Source organism: Vibrio sp. J2-4 (assembly GCF_021728155.1).
GTDB classification, from domain to species: domain Bacteria; phylum Pseudomonadota; class Gammaproteobacteria; order Enterobacterales; family Vibrionaceae; genus Vibrio; species Vibrio diabolicus.
On record NZ_JAKKCN010000006.1, the window covers coordinates 47,219 to 62,725 of the forward strand.

Consider the following 15,507-nt stretch of genomic DNA (forward strand, 5'->3'; position numbering starts at 1 on the left):
AGTGAATTGGGTAAGTTCCTTTTAGCAGGGGAGGAAAGTATAGATTGGATGTTGCTTTCCTCTCCACAGCTTGATTTGGAGCATTTATTGGCTGTCCCACATCACTTCGCATTCTTCTTTAATAGCCGATTTTAAAAGCTCAATAAGTGGAAATGCTCTGCGTCCTAAATTGACCGTTTGTTCCTCTTGCTCCTCATCTTCTTCCATTGCTTGACTGTTGTTCTGCTCTATCGCTTCTTGTGCTGCGAGAGCGGAGGTCAATCTAGATAGAGCATCAGGGATGTCTTGAGCGGAAATTGACCCTGGTACTGAGCCACTATGCCCCATCATTTTGATCATCTTTATCGCAATATCGCCAAACATAGTGACGTTCGAGTGGCTATGGCAACGAAATGTAATAAGCATTTACCTGCTCCTGTTTTAGGTGTTCATTTGAGTATAAATGGTATCTGAGACACGAGGCAATTTAATCCGATAATTCGCAATCTTTCAGATAGCTATCTATCTTTAACGAAAGACAAACATAAGGAGATGATTTTGTTGAACACCCAATTAAAGACGTTGATTTGGCGGCTTCACAAGCGAATATTTACGTTGCTTATGGTGTTATGCATATGGTCACCTTCTGTCGTTGCTCAACCTTCCATTGTTTTTGGTGTCGTACCGCAACAGTCGGCGACCAAACTAGTGCAACAATGGCAGCCATTACTGCAACGCTGGGGAGATCTTGCTGGCGTTGAGATTAAGTTTGCCACGGCACGTGATATTCCCACGTTCGAAGCACGCTTGATGGCTGGAGCCTACGACATTGCATACATGAACCCATATCACTTTACCTTGGTGAATCAAAACCCAGGTTATACGGCTTTAGCAAGAGCGAAAAATAAGCGCATTACAGGCATTATTGTAGCAAGGCGAGGGAAGCCGGTTTCCCTTGATGAGCTGCAAGAAAAGACCATCGCTTTTCCTGCCCCACGAGCATTTGCTGCTTCTATCATCACACAATCAGAGTTGGCGCAGAAAGGCATCAAGTTTACGCCTAAATACGTCGGTTCGCACGACTCAGTCTATTTGGGGGTACTTAAAGGTTTGTACATTGCTGGTGGTGGCGTGAAGCGTACCTTTGAGAGCTTACCGAGTGAAATAAAAGACCAACTTAGCATCATTTATACAACTGCTGGTTATACGCCTCATGCTATTGCGGTTTCAAATAATGTCGATGAAGAGATTACTCTTGCCTTACGAAAGGCAATTTCGCAACTTAATGATGATCCAAAAGCACAGGAGAGTTTCACTTTACTCAACATTGACGGGTTACAGCTTGCACAAGACCAAGATTGGCAAGATGTTGTTCAATTGGGAATCTCAAGATAAATGGTTGCCCTATGACGCTGCGTTCGAAAACGATACTTGGCATTGCTCTTATTGAGGCCCTTGCGCTCGGTGTACTCATCATTAGTGGGCTTAATTGGTTGGAAAGTTCCAACGAGACTAGCCTCGAGGTTGGGAGCCAACACTTGGTGAGTGTATTTGCTCAGGCGTCGAGAGATGCGGTGATTGCGACGGACTTAGCCTATCTAGACAGTTTTGCTCGTTCTGTCGTGAGTGAGCACGAGCTGGCTTATATTCGTATTGTTAATCAAGATGGCGTCGAGCTGACGCTACAGGGGGATTACAGCGGTGTTGATACTGGTGTGAGACCGTTTGATGTGACCGATGGAGTTTACGATGTTGCGCAAGAGATTACTCTGGGAGAGCAGACTTTCGGTAAGGTTGAAATGGGTGTGAATGTTGAACATGTACATCAAGTTCTTTCATTTGCGACTCATGCAAGTTTGGTTATCGCCTTTATTGAAATGTCGCTGGTGGCGATGTTTTCGTATGCTCTCGGTAGCTATTTGATGAAGCGGCTCGATCTTCTTCGTACTGGGGTAATCAAGGTTTCACAGCAAGGTCCGGGTTCGCAAATTTCGATTTCAGGCAATGATGAAGTTACACGTGTTGGCGAAGCGTTTAACCAAATGTCACGCTCTTTAGCGCAAGCGCAAACTAAACTTCAGCAAGAGCATCACACCCAGCAACAGTTATCGGCCAAAATATCGCAGCTTGCTGAGGTTGCTGAACATGCGCGTGATACCATCATCATTACTCACCCTGACGGCACTATTGCATGGGTAAACCCTGCGTTTGAACAGCTAACCGAATATACGTTGGAAGAAGTTATTGGCAAATCGCCGGGCGAGTTACTCCAAGGGCCAGACACAGACCCAAATACGGTGGCATTGCTCTCAAAAAGTGTCCGTAAGCACTCTCCTATTAGGGTTGAAATACTCAACTACACCAAGTCGAAGCACCCGTATTGGGTCGAGTTGGAGCTTTCTCCTGTGTTTGATGAAGATGGCGGGCTGTTACGTTTTATTGCGGTAGAGCGTGACATCACCGACAGGCGCAGGATGGAGAGGCGTCTGTCGTCTGCTTTAGATAAATCGAAAAAGGCGATGCAAGCCAAATCGGAATTTTTGGCGAACATGAGCCATGAGATTCGCACCCCAATGAACGCGATCATGGGGATCAGCGAGATATTGCTTGAGAACGAAAACCGTCGAGAGCCAAGGGAGTTATTACTCTTGCTGCACAAATCTGCCAACAACCTTGTGACGATCATTAACGACATCCTCGACTACAGCAAAGTAGAAGCGGGCAAGTTGACGTTAGTTGAAGAGGAGTTTGACTTGCGTTCACTCGTCGAGAGCTGCACCGCTTTATGTGCCTATCAGGCGGATAAAAAGAACCTCAAGTTGTTGGTTGATATGCCATTGGCCATGAATACGGTCGTGGTCGGTGATAAAGGTCGGATTAATCAAATCTTGCTTAACTTGATCGGTAATGCGGTGAAATTCACGGATGAAGGCCATGTGCTACTCAAAGTCAGAGAAAGTGAGCACGGTTTTGATTTTTCCGTGAGTGATACGGGCATTGGTATTCCCGAAGATCGATTGGCTCATATTATGGATAAGTTTGAGCAGGTCGATACCTCCGCGACAAGACGCCATGAAGGTACAGGCTTGGGGTTGGCAATCTCAAAACGTTTGATCAGCATGTATAACGGCGAGCTTTGTGTGCATTCGGATTTTGGCAAAGGGTCGTGTTTTAGCTTTAGTTTGCAGTTGCCTAAGCAAAGTCAGCTTCTTTCCGAACCGATAGAGCTGAGTGCAAATCGACTATTGTTGATTGATGATTATCAACCGCGCGTGCAACACTTGATACATTTAGCTCAAGAGATTGGCATTGAAGTTACTCATGCCAACGATTGGTCAACTGCGCAGTCTTTGGGTAAAAAATTGGATGGTTTTGATCGTATCCTCGCAAGTGTAAACAATGCTCAAGATAGAGATTCGCTCTATGAGCTTGATGCGACAGAATCAGCCGCCAAACGGGTAATGTTTCTTGCACCTTGCGTGATGGAGGAAGGGCAGGCATGGTCGTGCGAGCGGGATCGTTTATTGCCGCAACCGGTCACGCAGCATAAACTGCAAGCTCTGTTTTCTACTAAGACACAAAAGCGTCGAGAACTTTCCTCAGATGAGAATCCTGACTTTTCTAGCTTGCACCTATTAGTCGCAGAAGACAGCCATATCAATCGAATATTGATTGAAAAAATGTTGCAAGACACAGGTGTTAAACTGACGTTGGCGGAAGATGGTGTTGAAGCCGTTGAACTTTATAAACAGCTTTCTCCGGACTTGGTGATTACCGATATTTCTATGCCAAACAAAGATGGTTTTGGCGTGACAAAAGACATTCGTGAGTTACAGGAAAGTGGTGCGTTTCCTTGGTGTCCAATCGTTGCGTTTTCCGCACATGCGATGCAAGAAGAGCAGCAAAAAAGTATTGCATTAGGGATGAATGATTACCTGACGAAGCCAGTTCAGAAAAGCGATTTACTCGATATGATTGCGAAGTGGGGACGCCATACTCAAATGGCTGAAAAGCACGCCTCTGGTTAGTGCTTTTGTGAATCGTACTTTGCGCTAATAAAACGGGCATGTTGTTACGCATGCCCGTTTGTATTTATTGGTTGCTTATCGCGGATGGAGTCTTTTACAAGCTGTGCGGATCACCCAGAGCGAGTGCTACTTTGGAAGACGGACGTTTACCTAATGCATGGCAAATTTGCCAACCCGCTTCATTGATGATGTTGAGATCAATCTCCGTTTCAATCCCAAGTTGCTCACAAAGATAAAGCACATCTTCCGTTGCAACATTGCCACTGGCACCTTTCGCGTAAGGGCAGCCGCCCAAACCAGCAACCGCACTATCAATGGTGTTGATGCCCATTAACAAGGCTTGGTAAATATTGGCCAAAGCTTGTCCATAGGTGTCATGAAAATGTACCGCGAGCGCGTCTTTTGGCAGTTGTGTTAACAGCGAATCCAGCATGGCGATAACGCGATTGGGCGTTGCTTTACCGACAGTATCGCCCAGAGATATTTCATAGCATCCCATATCAAAAAGCGCATTCGCTACCGCTGTGGTTTGCTCTGGTTTTATTTCTCCCTCGTAGGGACAAACCATAGTGCAAGACAAGTACCCGCGCACAGGTATGTTGTGCTGGTTCGCTAGTTCGATAACGGGTTCAAAGCGGGCTAGGCTTTCCGCAATACTGCAGTTGATGTTTTTTTGGCTGAACGCCTCCGAAGCCGAACCAAACACCGCAATTTGCTTTACGCCACTTTCCAGCGCACGCTCTAACCCTGCGAGATTTGGTGTGAGCGCGCTGTAAACCACGTCAGGCTTTTGCGTGATACCAGCAAACACCTGATCAGAGTCTGCCATTTGTGGCACCCATTTCGGCGAGACGAAAGAGCCCGCTTCAATGTGCTTTAAGCCACTGGTGCTCAGTTGATTGATCAAACGGACTTTATCGACCAGCGTCACTGCCGTTTCATTTTGTAAGCCATCACGAGCTCCGACTTCGACGATATTAACCTTCGCTGGTAGCATATTCTCGCTCCTTATCGACACAATCACTCTCTGGCGCAGAAGCCAAATGCAGCAGTATTGAACCATGCTGAACTTGGTCTCCGTGTTGATAAAACACTTCATCAACGATCGCTGCTACTGGAGCGGTGATGGTGTATTCCATCTTCATCGCTTCGAGCACTAACAGCGGATCGCCAGCCGCTACTTCGTCTCCCTTATTCACCATGACCGCCGAGATCACACCGTTCAGTGGCGCGGTTGGGCTAAGTTCATCGTCTTGACCTTTTGCGGATTCAAAACTTGGTTGGTGAGCAAAGGTACGTTGCTGACCAAGATAAAACAGCGTCGTCTTTTGCTCGTTGTTGAGCGCGTTAAAGGTGTAACGCACACTATCGATATCGACGATAAACTGATTGCCACTTTCAAGCAGGATGACCTGATGTGAATCCTCACTACATCGGACAGTGAAGTGGTTCAGATACTGAGATCCTGTTTCCTGAGATGATTGCTGCAAACGTACCTGATGATTGGCATTAGCATCCGTAAAGTTAAATCGATAAACATTGTCAACCGACAGCCTAAAACCTTGTTTGGTCGGGGACGGTAATGCCGAATCGCTAGATTTCAAAGTGAGTTGGTTCCAGCGAGCAACCGCTGCCAACGTTAGCCAGATAGAATCTGACACATTTTGCTGCGCGCTAATGCCTTGCTGATGTTTAATCAGGAAGTCGGTATCAAGTTCGATATTGGCAAAGGCTGGCTGCGAAATAATGCTGTGCAGATAACCAATGTTTGTCGTGACTCCACGCACGTGATATTGAGTTAACGCCTTCTTAAGCTGCTTGAGCGCGATATCACGTGTTTGGCCCCAGACGATCAGTTTGCTGATCATCGGATCGTAGTATTCGCTAATGGTATCGCCCTGGGTAACACCGCTATCAACGCGCACGCACGCTAAGCGGACATTACTGTCTGATACGGGTTCTTTTAAATAATCAATGCGGCCAGTCGACGGCATAAAGTCGTTGTCGGCATCTTCGGCGTAAATTCGCAGCTCGATTGAATGGCCGTTATGAGTGATTTCGGATTGCGAGATCGGTAAACACTCACCAGCTGCGATTTTGAATTGCCATTCAACCAAATCAACGCCAGTGATCAACTCAGTGACAGGGTGTTCAACTTGCAGACGGGTATTCATCTCCATGAAGTAGAACTCACCGCGGCTATCGAGCAAAAACTCAACCGTGCCAGCACCCACATAGTCGATCGCTTGGGCGGCCTGAACCGCGGCTTCACCCATTTGTTTACGCAGTTCATCACTAAGACCGGGAGCTGGTGCTTCTTCGACTACTTTTTGGTGACGACGCTGAATGGAACAATCGCGATCAGATAGATAGACACAGTTGCCATGCTGGTCAGAAAAGACCTGAACTTCCACGTGGCGAGGCTGCAATATGCACTTTTCGATCAGAAGCTGCTTATCGCCAAAGCTTGAAAGTGCTTCACGCTGCGCACCGTCGATAGCCAGCGGCATCTCGACTGCGCTGTTGACCACTCGCATGCCTTTACCGCCGCCACCTTGTGTCGCTTTAAGCATCACTGGGTAGCCAATCTTTTCCGCTTCAGCTAATAAGTGCTCAACGCTGTTGTCTGTGCCGTGATAGCCCGGAACCAAGGGCACGTTCGCCTCTGACATGATGGCTTTGGCTTGCGACTTCGAGCCCATCGCCTCAATTGCGCTGGTGAGAGGGCCAATAAATACGATGCCATTTTCGCTGCACGCTTTAGCCAGTTTTGGGTTCTCGGAAAGAAAACCATACCCAGGGTGAATAGCGTCGGCTTGCCATTTTTTCGCTGCGTCGATAATCGCATCGATATCAAGATACGATTCACTCGCCGGAGCAGGGCCAATGAATTCAGCGAAATCCGCTTGTTTAACATGTAAGCTGTTGCGATCCGCTTCGGAATAGACGGCAACCGTCTCGATAGCCATACTTTTTGCGGTTTTAATGATTCGGCAGGCAATTTCGCCGCGATTTGCGATCAGTATTCTTTTAAACATGATTCCTCCAATTGGCGGCGCGCTTTTCGAAAAATGCACTCAGTCCTTCTTGTCCCTCTCCGGACACGCGAGCGGTTGCAATAGCTTGGCTGGTGTATTCAATTAATGAATGATCGATAGGTTGATTGTCACAACGTAAGCAGAGCGTTTTTGCTGCCTGCATGGCTTGTGGACCGTTGTTGAGCAGGTGATCAATGGTGCGATTGACGGCTTCTCGTGGCTGAGCATCTATCTGATGAAGAATATTCATCGATAGCGCGGTTTCGGCACCAATCAGTTCCGCGGTTAAAAAGTAGCGTCGGCTTTGTCGTTGTCCAATCGCTCGAATGACGTAGGGTCCGATTGTCGCGGGTAACAAACCGAGTTTCACTTCACTCAAACAGAAGCGGCTTTCAGGCGTACCGATAGCGATATCGCAGCAGCAGATAAGCCCGAGTGCGCCACCAAATGCTGCGCCGTGCACCATAGCAATGGCTGGTTTGCTAAAGGTATCCAGTTTGTGCAAGAGCAACGCTAACTGCTGTGCATCTTGCAGATTTTCACTCTCGGTTTTGGTGGCCATTGACTGCATCCAGCCAAGATCCGCACCCGCAGAAAAGTGTTTTCCCTGTGCAGTTAACACCAGTGCACGGAGAGAATCTTCCTTTTCGAGTTGTTCTAGTGTCTCAATCAGTGAGGCAATCAATTCGTCATTAAACGCGTTGTGTTTTTCTGGCCGATTCAGGCTCAACCAGGCAACGCCATTGCTGTCTTTTTCAAGCAGTAGTCCGGTCATGTGACTTCCTTTGTCTGACATTTCAGTCTCTATTCCAATGCTCGCTAACCGTTACTTGTATAAACATCGGTATTCGCGAGGAGTTAAGGTTTGCCTTGCATCCGGCTACATGCGGAAGATGCCAAATTTACTGTCTGGTATTGGTGCATTAAGCGCAGCAGACAGAGCAATGCCCACAACATCACGTGTTTTTGCAGGATCAATAATCCCGTCGTCCCACAGGCGAGCACTGGCGTAATACGCATGGCTTTGAGTCTGGTACTGCTGCGCGATAGGACGCTTAAACGATTCTTCTTCTTCAGTGCTCCAGCTTTCACCTTTGCGCGTTTTGATGTCGCGGGTCACTTGCGCCATCACGCCAGCCGCTTGCTCACCACCCATGACGGAAATACGCGCATTTGGCCACATCCACATCATGGTTGGATCATAAGCTCGGCCGCACATGCCGTAGTTACCTGCGCCATACGAGCCACCAATAACCACGGTAAACTTCGGAACGTCTGCACACGCAACAGCGGTTACCATTTTCGCGCCATGTTTGGCGATGCCTTCGGCTTCATACTTCTGGCCGACCATAAAGCCAGTGATGTTCTGCAAGAAAAGCAGAGGAATTTTGCGCTGTGCGCACAGCTCAATAAAATGCGCACCTTTTTGTGCGGATTCTGAAAATAGAATGCCGTTGTTAGCGACAATGCCAATCGGCATACCGTGAATATGGGCAAAGCCACAGACTAAGGTTTCACCAAATAGCGCTTTAAATTCATCGAACTGCGAATCATCAACAATTCGGGCAATGACCTCTTTAACATCAAACGGCTTTTTAAGATCGGTTCCGACGATGCCGTACAGCTCTTGCGCAGTAAAGCGTGGTTCCTGTGGCGCTTTTTGCTTGAGTTGGACGGGTTTCAAGTGGTTGATTTGAGAGACAGCTTGTCTTGCCAGTTCTAACGCGTGGTGATCGTTTTCTGCATAATAGTCGGCTACGCCAGACGTACGGCAGTGAACGTCTGCGCCACCAAGATCTTCAGCGCTGACTTCTTCTCCTGTTGCTGCTTTTACCAGAGGAGGGCCCGCTAAGAAGATCGTACCTTGTTCTTTGACGATGATGGAAACATCACACATGGCAGGAACATAAGCGCCGCCAGCGGTACAGAGCCCCATGACTACCGCAATTTGCGGAATGCCTTTGGCCGACATACGGGCTTGGTTGTAGAAAATACGGCCGAAGTGGTCTTTGTCTGGGAAGACTTCATCTTGGCGGGGGAGGTTTGCACCGCCAGAGTCGACTAAGTAAACACACGGCAGTTGGCATTTTTCTGCAATTTCCTGCGCGCGTAAGTGCTTTTTAACCGTAAGTGGGTAGTAACTGCCGCCTTTTACCGTCACGTCGTTGGCAACGATCATACACTCGGTGCCGTCTATTACACCCACGCCAGCAACCACGCCAGCGCATGGAACGTAATCTGGATACACATCCCAGCCAGCAAACTGACCGACTTCTAAAAAGGATGAGCCAGGGTCGAGTAGGGCAAGAATGCGCTCACGAACCGGGAGTTTACCTTTCTTCTGCTGATGCTCGCGGGCTTTCTTACCGCCACCATCTTCGATTTGGGCAGTCACGGTATAGAGTTGATCCACAAGAGACGCCATAGAGCGGTAGTTTTCCTGATACTGCTCTGAATGGGTATTAATATTGGTCGTCAAACAAGCCATAAATAGCCGATCTCCATTCGGTAGACGGGTGGTACCACCCGTCTTTATTTAGGTTGAGTAAGATTTAGGTTGATTAAGAAAATGTTTTTGATTCAGAACGCCTGGGCTGACTATTAGGCGCTTTCATTAAACAATTCGCGACCAATAAGCATACGTCGAATTTCTGAAGTGCCTGCACCAATTTCATACAGCTTGGCATCACGCAACAAACGACCCGTATCAAACTCGTTGATATATCCGTTACCGCCAAGTAGCTGGATTGCATCCAAAGCCATTTTCGTGGCCAGCTCAGCGCTGTAGAGGATCGCACCAGCAGAATCTTTACGTGTTGTTTCACCGCGATCACAAGCGGCTGCGACTGCGTAAACATAGGCTTTAGCTGCATTCATCTGTGTGTACATATCAGCGATTTTTGCTTGCACAAGCTGGAACTCACCGATGGATTTGCCGAATTGTTTGCGGTCATGAATGTAAGGCACAACGATGTCCATACACGCCTGCATGATGCCAAGCGGGCCGCCGGCAAGTACCACACGTTCGTAGTCCAAACCGCTCATTAGCACTTTCACGCCTTGGTTTTCTTCGCCGAGAATGTTTTCCGCAGGGACTTCGCAGTTTTGGAATACCAGTTCACACGTATTCGAGCCGCGCATACCGAGTTTGTCGAGCTTCTGTGCCTGAGTAAAGCCAGGGAATCCGCGCTCTATAATAAAGGCGGTAATGCCTTTCGCGTTTAGACTTGGCTCAGTCTTGGCGTACACAACATAGGTGTGAGCATCTGGGCCGTTCGTGATCCACATTTTGTTGCCGTTGAGCAGGAAAATGTCGCCTTTACGTTCAGCTTTGAGCTGCATGGATACTACATCTGAACCTGCACCGGGTTCGCTCATTGCAAGGGCACCGATATGCTCGCCGGAGATGAGTTTTGGTAGGTATTTCTCTTTTTGCGCTTGTGTGCCGTTGCGGTGGATTTGATTCACACAAAGGTTGGAGTGAGCGCCGTAACTTAACGCAACCGAGGCCGATGCTCGGCTGATTTCTTCCATAGCAATCACGTGGGCGAGATAGCCCATGTCTGCACCACCAAACTCTTCGCTGGTGGTCACACCTAAAAGACCCATGTCACCCAGTTTGGACCAAAGATGGTTTGGAAAGTCGTTAGATTGGTCGATAGATTGCGCTAAAGGCGCAATTTCTCTTGCAGCAAAACTATTGATTTGCTCGCGTAGCAAATCGGTATTTTCGTCATAAACAAAGTTCAGGGAAGAGTAGGTAGATTTCATTGCGTGTCCTTGCCTTTACGTCACCTACATCCCCGTACTGTTGATTACTAATAGGGGGATCAGGTAACTTTTTCGCCTTTCATGGAGCTCAGTGTATTTTCACATCGCAACTTGGCTGCATTTAACTCCATCATTACCGCTTGGATGTCATTCGCTTGCTGTTGCAATGTCGCCTTCTTCTCTTCGATCAACCGAATCATGTAGTTCAACTGCTCAGTACTTTGATCGGTATCGTAGAGTTCAAATAACTCTTTGATATCTGCAAGAGAAAAGCCCAATCGCTTACCTCGCAAAATCAGTTTTAGTCGAATTCGATCGCGACCATTGTAGATTCGAGTGTTGCCTTTACGTTCTGGAGTTAGGAGACCTAAATCTTCGTAGAAGCGAATACTTCGGGTAGTAATGTCGAACTCTTTCGCGAGCTCGCTGATCTTAAATGTGTTCATTCCTTAACCTTACGACTTTCGTATAACATTCATACGAATATACAATTCGTTAACGTTAAAGTAAATAAACAACATCCACTCTTGAGCCTTGATATCACTCGCATTTACTCGAAATAAAAGAATCACTCGAACAAACAATAACCGCAAACTTGACGTTAACGTAAATGTTAGTATAGTTATGACGTAAACGTCAACAAAAGGTTAATGGAATGAAAAATGAAACATGGATTGTTGCCGCCAAGCGAACGCCTATCGGCTCTTTTCAAGGTGCATTAGCTTCAACAGATGTCGCGGAACTCGGTGCGAAGGCCATCCAAGGGGCACTAGCCGAAAGCCAACTCGATGTGCAAAAAATAGACGAAGTGTTAATGGGATGCGTTTTACCTGCTGGCGTGGGGCAAGCGCCAGCAAGACAAGCAAGTCTTAAAGCAGAAATGCCACAATCGATCGGTTGTACGACACTGAATAAAGTCTGTGGTTCGGGTATGAAAACCGTCATGCTGGCACATGATCTTATTCAATCTGGTAACGCGCACGCGGTTATCGCTGGCGGTATGGAAAACATGTCCTCTTCTCCTTATCTACTTAAGAAAGCGCGTGATGGTTTCCGCTTAGGCCATGAGCAAGTGCTTGATCATATGTTTTATGACGGTTTGCAGGATGCCTACCAAGGCGAATTGATGGGTGTCTTTGCCGAACAAACCGCGCAAAAGTATCAGTTCAGCCGTGAAAGTATGGATATCTGGGCGCAGCAGTCGGTGACTCGTGCGCAGCAAGCGATTGAGCAAGGTTTGTTCAAAGAAGAGATCGTGCCTGTTAACGTAAAAAGTCGACGCGACGAAACCTTGGTGGTAGACGATGAGCAACCGAGCAAACTCGACGTCAATAAAATTCCCACCTTACGACCTGCGTTTGCCAAAGATGGCGGCGTAACGGCAGCAAATTCCAGTTCTATTTCTGATGGTGCATCGGCAATGGTATTGGTTGATAGTGAATTTGGCCGTCAGGAAAACCTTCAACCTCTAGCCAAAATTGTCGCGTACAGCACGCATGCAAGACAGCCTGATGAGTTCACCATCGCACCCGTATTCGCGATTGAAACGCTGCTGGAAAAAACGGGCTGGGACAAATCAGACGTGGACCTTTGGGAAATCAATGAAGCCTTTTCCGTTGTCGCTCAATACGCGGTGAAAGCACTCGAATTGGACGAGAGCAAAGTGAACCCTCGCGGCGGCGCTTGTGCGTTGGGGCATCCAATTGGTGCGAGTGGTAACCGAATCCTCGTGACTTTGATTCACGCTCTTAAACAAACAGGCGGTAAACGTGGCGTTGCATCGCTTTGTATTGGTGGCGGCGAGGCTACCGCCATCGCGATTGAAATCTGCTAATTCATTCTCAACAAAGTTTCACTTACATAACAGTAGTCAGTAACAAGCTGAAAAATACAAGGATGTCATCATGACAGAACAAGTAAAGCAGTATATCGGTGGTGAATTCGCCATCTCCGACTCAAAACAATGGCTAGATGTAACCAACCCGGCAACCAACGAAGTGATTGCGCAAGTGCCTTGTGCCACCGAATCGGAAATGAATGCGGCGATCGCCAGCGCAACAGAGACGTTTAGGCGTTGGAAAGAAGTTGCCGCTCCGGAGCGTGCGAGATTGATGCTACGCTACCAACACTTGCTAAAAGAGCAACACGATGAGTTGGCGATACTGCTTTCAAGTGAGACAGGCAAAACTCTTGCGGATGCAAAGGGTGACATTTGGCGCGGGATTGAAGTCGTAGAACAAGCGGCGAACATTTGTAGCTCAATGATGGGTGAAACGGTGGAAAACGTCGCAACCAATATTGATGGTTACTCTTACATTCAACCGCTCGGTGTTTGTGCGGGTATTACTCCGTTTAACTTCCCTGCGATGATCCCTCTATGGATGTTCCCAATGGCGATCGCTTGTGGCAACACCTTTATTTTGAAGCCGTCGGAACAAGTTCCGCTGACTGCAATGAAATTGGCGGAGCTGTTTGAACAAGCAGGCGCACCAAAAGGCGTGCTGCAAATTGTCCACGGCACCAAAGAGCAAGTCGACCGCATTCTGACTGATCCAGTCGTTCGTGCGATCTCTTTTGTTGGTTCTGTGCCAGTTGGTGAGTACATCTACAAAACGGGTACGGACAACTTAAAACGCGTGCAGTCATTTGCGGGTGCTAAGAACCACATGGTCATCATGCCAGATGCAAACAAACAGCAAGTCATCAATAACCTAGTTGGCGCGTCAGTCGGTGCCGCAGGCCAACGCTGTATGGCGATTTCGGTGGCAGTATTTGTCGGCGAAACCAAAGAATGGATTCCAGAGCTTAAAGAGGCGTTAGCTCAGGTTAAACCTGGCGCGTGGGATGATAAAACCGCCGGTTATGGTCCGCTGATTAGCCCGCAAGCGAAGCAGCGAGTGGTGAATCTGATTAATGAAGGCAAAGCGTCAGGCGCGAATTGTGTTCTGGACGGGACAGATTGCGAAGTATCTGGCTTCCCGAACGGTAACTGGGTCGGTCCAACACTGTTTACCAATGTGACGACAGACATGTCGATTTATCAGGAAGAGATTTTCGGGCCTGTACTGTTAACTATGGAAGTGGATGACCTAGATGAAGCGATTGAACTGATCAATGCAAACCGCTTTGGTAATGGTACGTCTATTTTCACGGCGAACGGCGCTGCCGCGAGAAAGTATCAGCACAATATCGAAGTGGGTAACGTAGGTATTAACGTGCCGATTCCAGTGCCATTGCCGTTCTTCTCATTCACGGGTTGGAAAGGCAGCTTCTACGGCGATCTGCATGCTTACGGTAAACAAGCGGTTCGCTTCTACACCGAAACGAAAACCGTCACTGCGCGTTGGTTTGAAGATGACATTCCAAGCGGTCCAAACATGACTATTCAACTTAGCTAATTACTGGATTAGCGATACCTCTAGCCAAGCCCTTCAACCCTTTAGAGGGCTTGGATCGGATAAAAATGCAACGAATTAGACCTTAGGACTTCAAGATGGATTTTGAATTAAACGAAGATCAACTCGCGTTTGCCGAAGTAGCAAAGCAGTTTGCAGACCAAATGTTAGCGCCGCACGCGGCCGAGTGGGATGAAAACCATCACTTCCCTAAAGATGTACTGCGTCAAGCAGGTGAACTTGGCTTTTTGAGCATCTATACGCCGCCAGAGCATGGTGGTTTGGGATTGTCTCGTTTGGATGCGGCGATCATTTTCGAGCAGTTGGCTATGGGTTGTACCGCGACGACGGCGTTCATGACCATTCACAACATGGCGACGTGGATGATCACCAGCTTTGCCAAAGCGGAAGTGGCGCAGCAATTTAGCGCGGATTTAATTTCGGGTGAAAAGCTCGCTTCCTACTGTTTAACCGAGCCCAATGCAGGCTCTGACGCCGCTTCACTGACGACCAGTGCAGTGCGTGACGGCGATGAGTTTGTCCTCAATGGCGCAAAAGTGTTTATCTCTGGCGCAGGTGATACAGATGTTCTCGTCGTGATGGCGCGTTCGTGCGGCGAAGGAGCGGGAGGCGTTTCTGCGTTCGTCGTTCCTGCTGATTGCGAAGGCATTAGCTACGGTAAGAAAGAAGCCAAAATGGGTTGGAACTGCCAACCAACGCGCATGATCACCTTCGAAAATGTCCGCGTTCCGGCTGACTATCTGTTGGGGGAAGAGGGAGAAGGCTTTAAGTTCGCCATGCTTGGCCTTGATGGTGGTCGAATCAATATCGCTACTTGTTCCGTCGGTACTGCGCAACAAGCACTGAACGAAGCCAAGCAATACATGAACGAACGCAAACAGTTCGGCCGTTCACTGGCGCAATTTCAAGCGTTGCAGTTCAAGCTTGCTGATATGGCGACTGAGCTGGTCGCTGCGCGTCAAATGGTGCGACTCGCTGCCGCTAAACTCGATGCCCAGCACGCAGAAAAAAGTGCGTACTGTGCCATGGCAAAACGCTTTGCTACTGATGTGGGCTTTAAAGTCTGCGATCAGGCGCTGCAAATTCACGGTGGCTATGGCTACATCAAAGAATATCCAGTCGAGCGCCATTTCCGAGACGTTCGTGTTCACCAAATCCTTGAAGGTACCAACGAAATCATGCGTCTGATCGTCGCAAGACGATTACTAACGGAAGGCGTTGAGCTGCTTTAGTCAGCGAGACACAGCCTTACCTAAAGAAATTAAAAAGGACTGA

12 protein-coding genes are annotated in these 15,507 nt (G+C 48.0%); 5 read left to right on the forward strand and 7 right to left on the reverse strand.

Translation table 11 applies throughout. From position 1 onward, the window contains the following. Positions 1-84 precede the first annotated feature (84 nt). A complete protein-coding gene (locus tag L3V32_RS19610; RefSeq protein WP_237284986.1) occupies positions 85-405 on the reverse strand; it encodes a DUF1840 domain-containing protein in 321 nt (106 codons plus the stop codon). 132 nt (positions 406-537) lie between these two features. On the opposite strand from L3V32_RS19610, the gene L3V32_RS19615 reads away from it, so the two are divergent. Next, a complete protein-coding gene (locus tag L3V32_RS19615) occupies positions 538-1,374 on the forward strand; it encodes a phosphate/phosphite/phosphonate ABC transporter substrate-binding protein (RefSeq protein WP_308191688.1) in 837 nt (278 codons plus the stop codon). 11 nt (positions 1,375-1,385) lie between these two features. Beyond that, entirely contained in the window at positions 1,386-4,007 is a 2,622-nt protein-coding gene (locus tag L3V32_RS19620) for an ATP-binding protein (protein WP_237284988.1), read from the forward strand. 94 nt (positions 4,008-4,101) lie between these two features. Here the strand turns inward: L3V32_RS19620 and L3V32_RS19625 are convergent, their stop codons facing one another. The 6 genes from L3V32_RS19625 to L3V32_RS19650 form a co-directional block, all read right to left on the reverse strand. Next, positions 4,102-5,004: a hydroxymethylglutaryl-CoA lyase gene (locus L3V32_RS19625; RefSeq protein WP_237284989.1), complete on the reverse strand. Its 903-nt coding sequence runs from the start codon at positions 5,002-5,004 to the stop codon at positions 4,102-4,104. Continuing rightward, complete coding sequence (locus tag L3V32_RS19630; RefSeq protein WP_237284990.1) at positions 4,985-7,045, reverse strand: acetyl/propionyl/methylcrotonyl-CoA carboxylase subunit alpha; 2,061 nt, start codon at positions 7,043-7,045, stop codon at positions 4,985-4,987. Before L3V32_RS19630 ends, L3V32_RS19625 begins: the two co-directional genes overlap by 20 nt. Next, entirely contained in the window at positions 7,038-7,820 is a 783-nt protein-coding gene (locus L3V32_RS19635) for an enoyl-CoA hydratase-related protein (RefSeq protein WP_237284991.1), read from the reverse strand. The genes L3V32_RS19630 and L3V32_RS19635 overlap by 8 nt, the downstream gene beginning before the upstream one ends. Before the next feature lie 105 nt (positions 7,821-7,925). Continuing rightward, the gene (locus L3V32_RS19640) at positions 7,926-9,533 is read right to left on the reverse strand and encodes a carboxyl transferase domain-containing protein (RefSeq protein WP_237284992.1); all 1,608 of its coding nucleotides are present in this window, start codon (positions 9,531-9,533) and stop codon (positions 7,926-7,928) included. Positions 9,534-9,646: 113 nt separating this feature from the next. Then, the gene (locus L3V32_RS19645; RefSeq protein ID WP_237284993.1) at positions 9,647-10,816 is read right to left on the reverse strand and encodes an isovaleryl-CoA dehydrogenase; all 1,170 of its coding nucleotides are present in this window, start codon (positions 10,814-10,816) and stop codon (positions 9,647-9,649) included. Positions 10,817-10,875: 59 nt separating this feature from the next. Continuing rightward, entirely contained in the window at positions 10,876-11,262 is a 387-nt protein-coding gene (locus tag L3V32_RS19650) for a MerR family DNA-binding transcriptional regulator (protein ID WP_053394552.1), read from the reverse strand. 209 nt (positions 11,263-11,471) lie between these two features. Between L3V32_RS19650 and L3V32_RS19655 the strand changes: the two genes are divergently transcribed. The 3 genes from L3V32_RS19655 (at position 11,472) to L3V32_RS19665 (ending at position 15,464) form a co-directional block, all read left to right on the forward strand. Continuing rightward, positions 11,472-12,650, forward strand: a complete 1,179-nt coding sequence (locus L3V32_RS19655) for a thiolase family protein (protein ID WP_237284994.1) — start codon at positions 11,472-11,474, stop codon at positions 12,648-12,650. Positions 12,651-12,720: 70 nt separating this feature from the next. Next, entirely contained in the window at positions 12,721-14,214 is a 1,494-nt protein-coding gene (locus L3V32_RS19660) for a CoA-acylating methylmalonate-semialdehyde dehydrogenase (protein WP_237284995.1), read from the forward strand. Positions 14,215-14,309: 95 nt separating this feature from the next. Then, positions 14,310-15,464: an acyl-CoA dehydrogenase family protein gene (locus L3V32_RS19665; protein WP_237284996.1), complete on the forward strand. Its 1,155-nt coding sequence runs from the start codon at positions 14,310-14,312 to the stop codon at positions 15,462-15,464. Positions 15,465-15,507 lie beyond the last annotated feature (43 nt).

Bases quoted from the DNA above. Each gene is read 5' to 3' on its own strand.
- L3V32_RS19610 (WP_237284986.1), bottom strand. From the start codon at position 405: ATGCTTATTACATTTCGTTGCCATAGCCACTCGAACGTCACTATGTTT.
- L3V32_RS19620 (WP_237284988.1), top strand. From the start codon at position 1,386: ATGACGCTGCGTTCGAAAACGATACTTGGCATTGCTCTTATTGAGGCC.
- L3V32_RS19625 (WP_237284989.1), bottom strand. From the start codon at position 5,004: ATGCTACCAGCGAAGGTTAATATCGTCGAAGTCGGAGCTCGTGATGGC.
- L3V32_RS19630 (WP_237284990.1), bottom strand. From the start codon at position 7,045: ATGTTTAAAAGAATACTGATCGCAAATCGCGGCGAAATTGCCTGCCGA.
- L3V32_RS19635 (WP_237284991.1), bottom strand. From the start codon at position 7,820: ATGACCGGACTACTGCTTGAAAAAGACAGCAATGGCGTTGCCTGGTTG.
- L3V32_RS19640 (WP_237284992.1), bottom strand. From the start codon at position 9,533: ATGGCTTGTTTGACGACCAATATTAATACCCATTCAGAGCAGTATCAG.
- L3V32_RS19645 (WP_237284993.1), bottom strand. From the start codon at position 10,816: ATGAAATCTACCTACTCTTCCCTGAACTTTGTTTATGACGAAAATACC.
- L3V32_RS19650 (WP_053394552.1), bottom strand. From the start codon at position 11,262: ATGAACACATTTAAGATCAGCGAGCTCGCGAAAGAGTTCGACATTACT.
- L3V32_RS19655 (WP_237284994.1), top strand. From the start codon at position 11,472: ATGAAAAATGAAACATGGATTGTTGCCGCCAAGCGAACGCCTATCGGC.
- L3V32_RS19660 (WP_237284995.1), top strand. From the start codon at position 12,721: ATGACAGAACAAGTAAAGCAGTATATCGGTGGTGAATTCGCCATCTCC.
- L3V32_RS19665 (WP_237284996.1), top strand. From the start codon at position 14,310: ATGGATTTTGAATTAAACGAAGATCAACTCGCGTTTGCCGAAGTAGCA.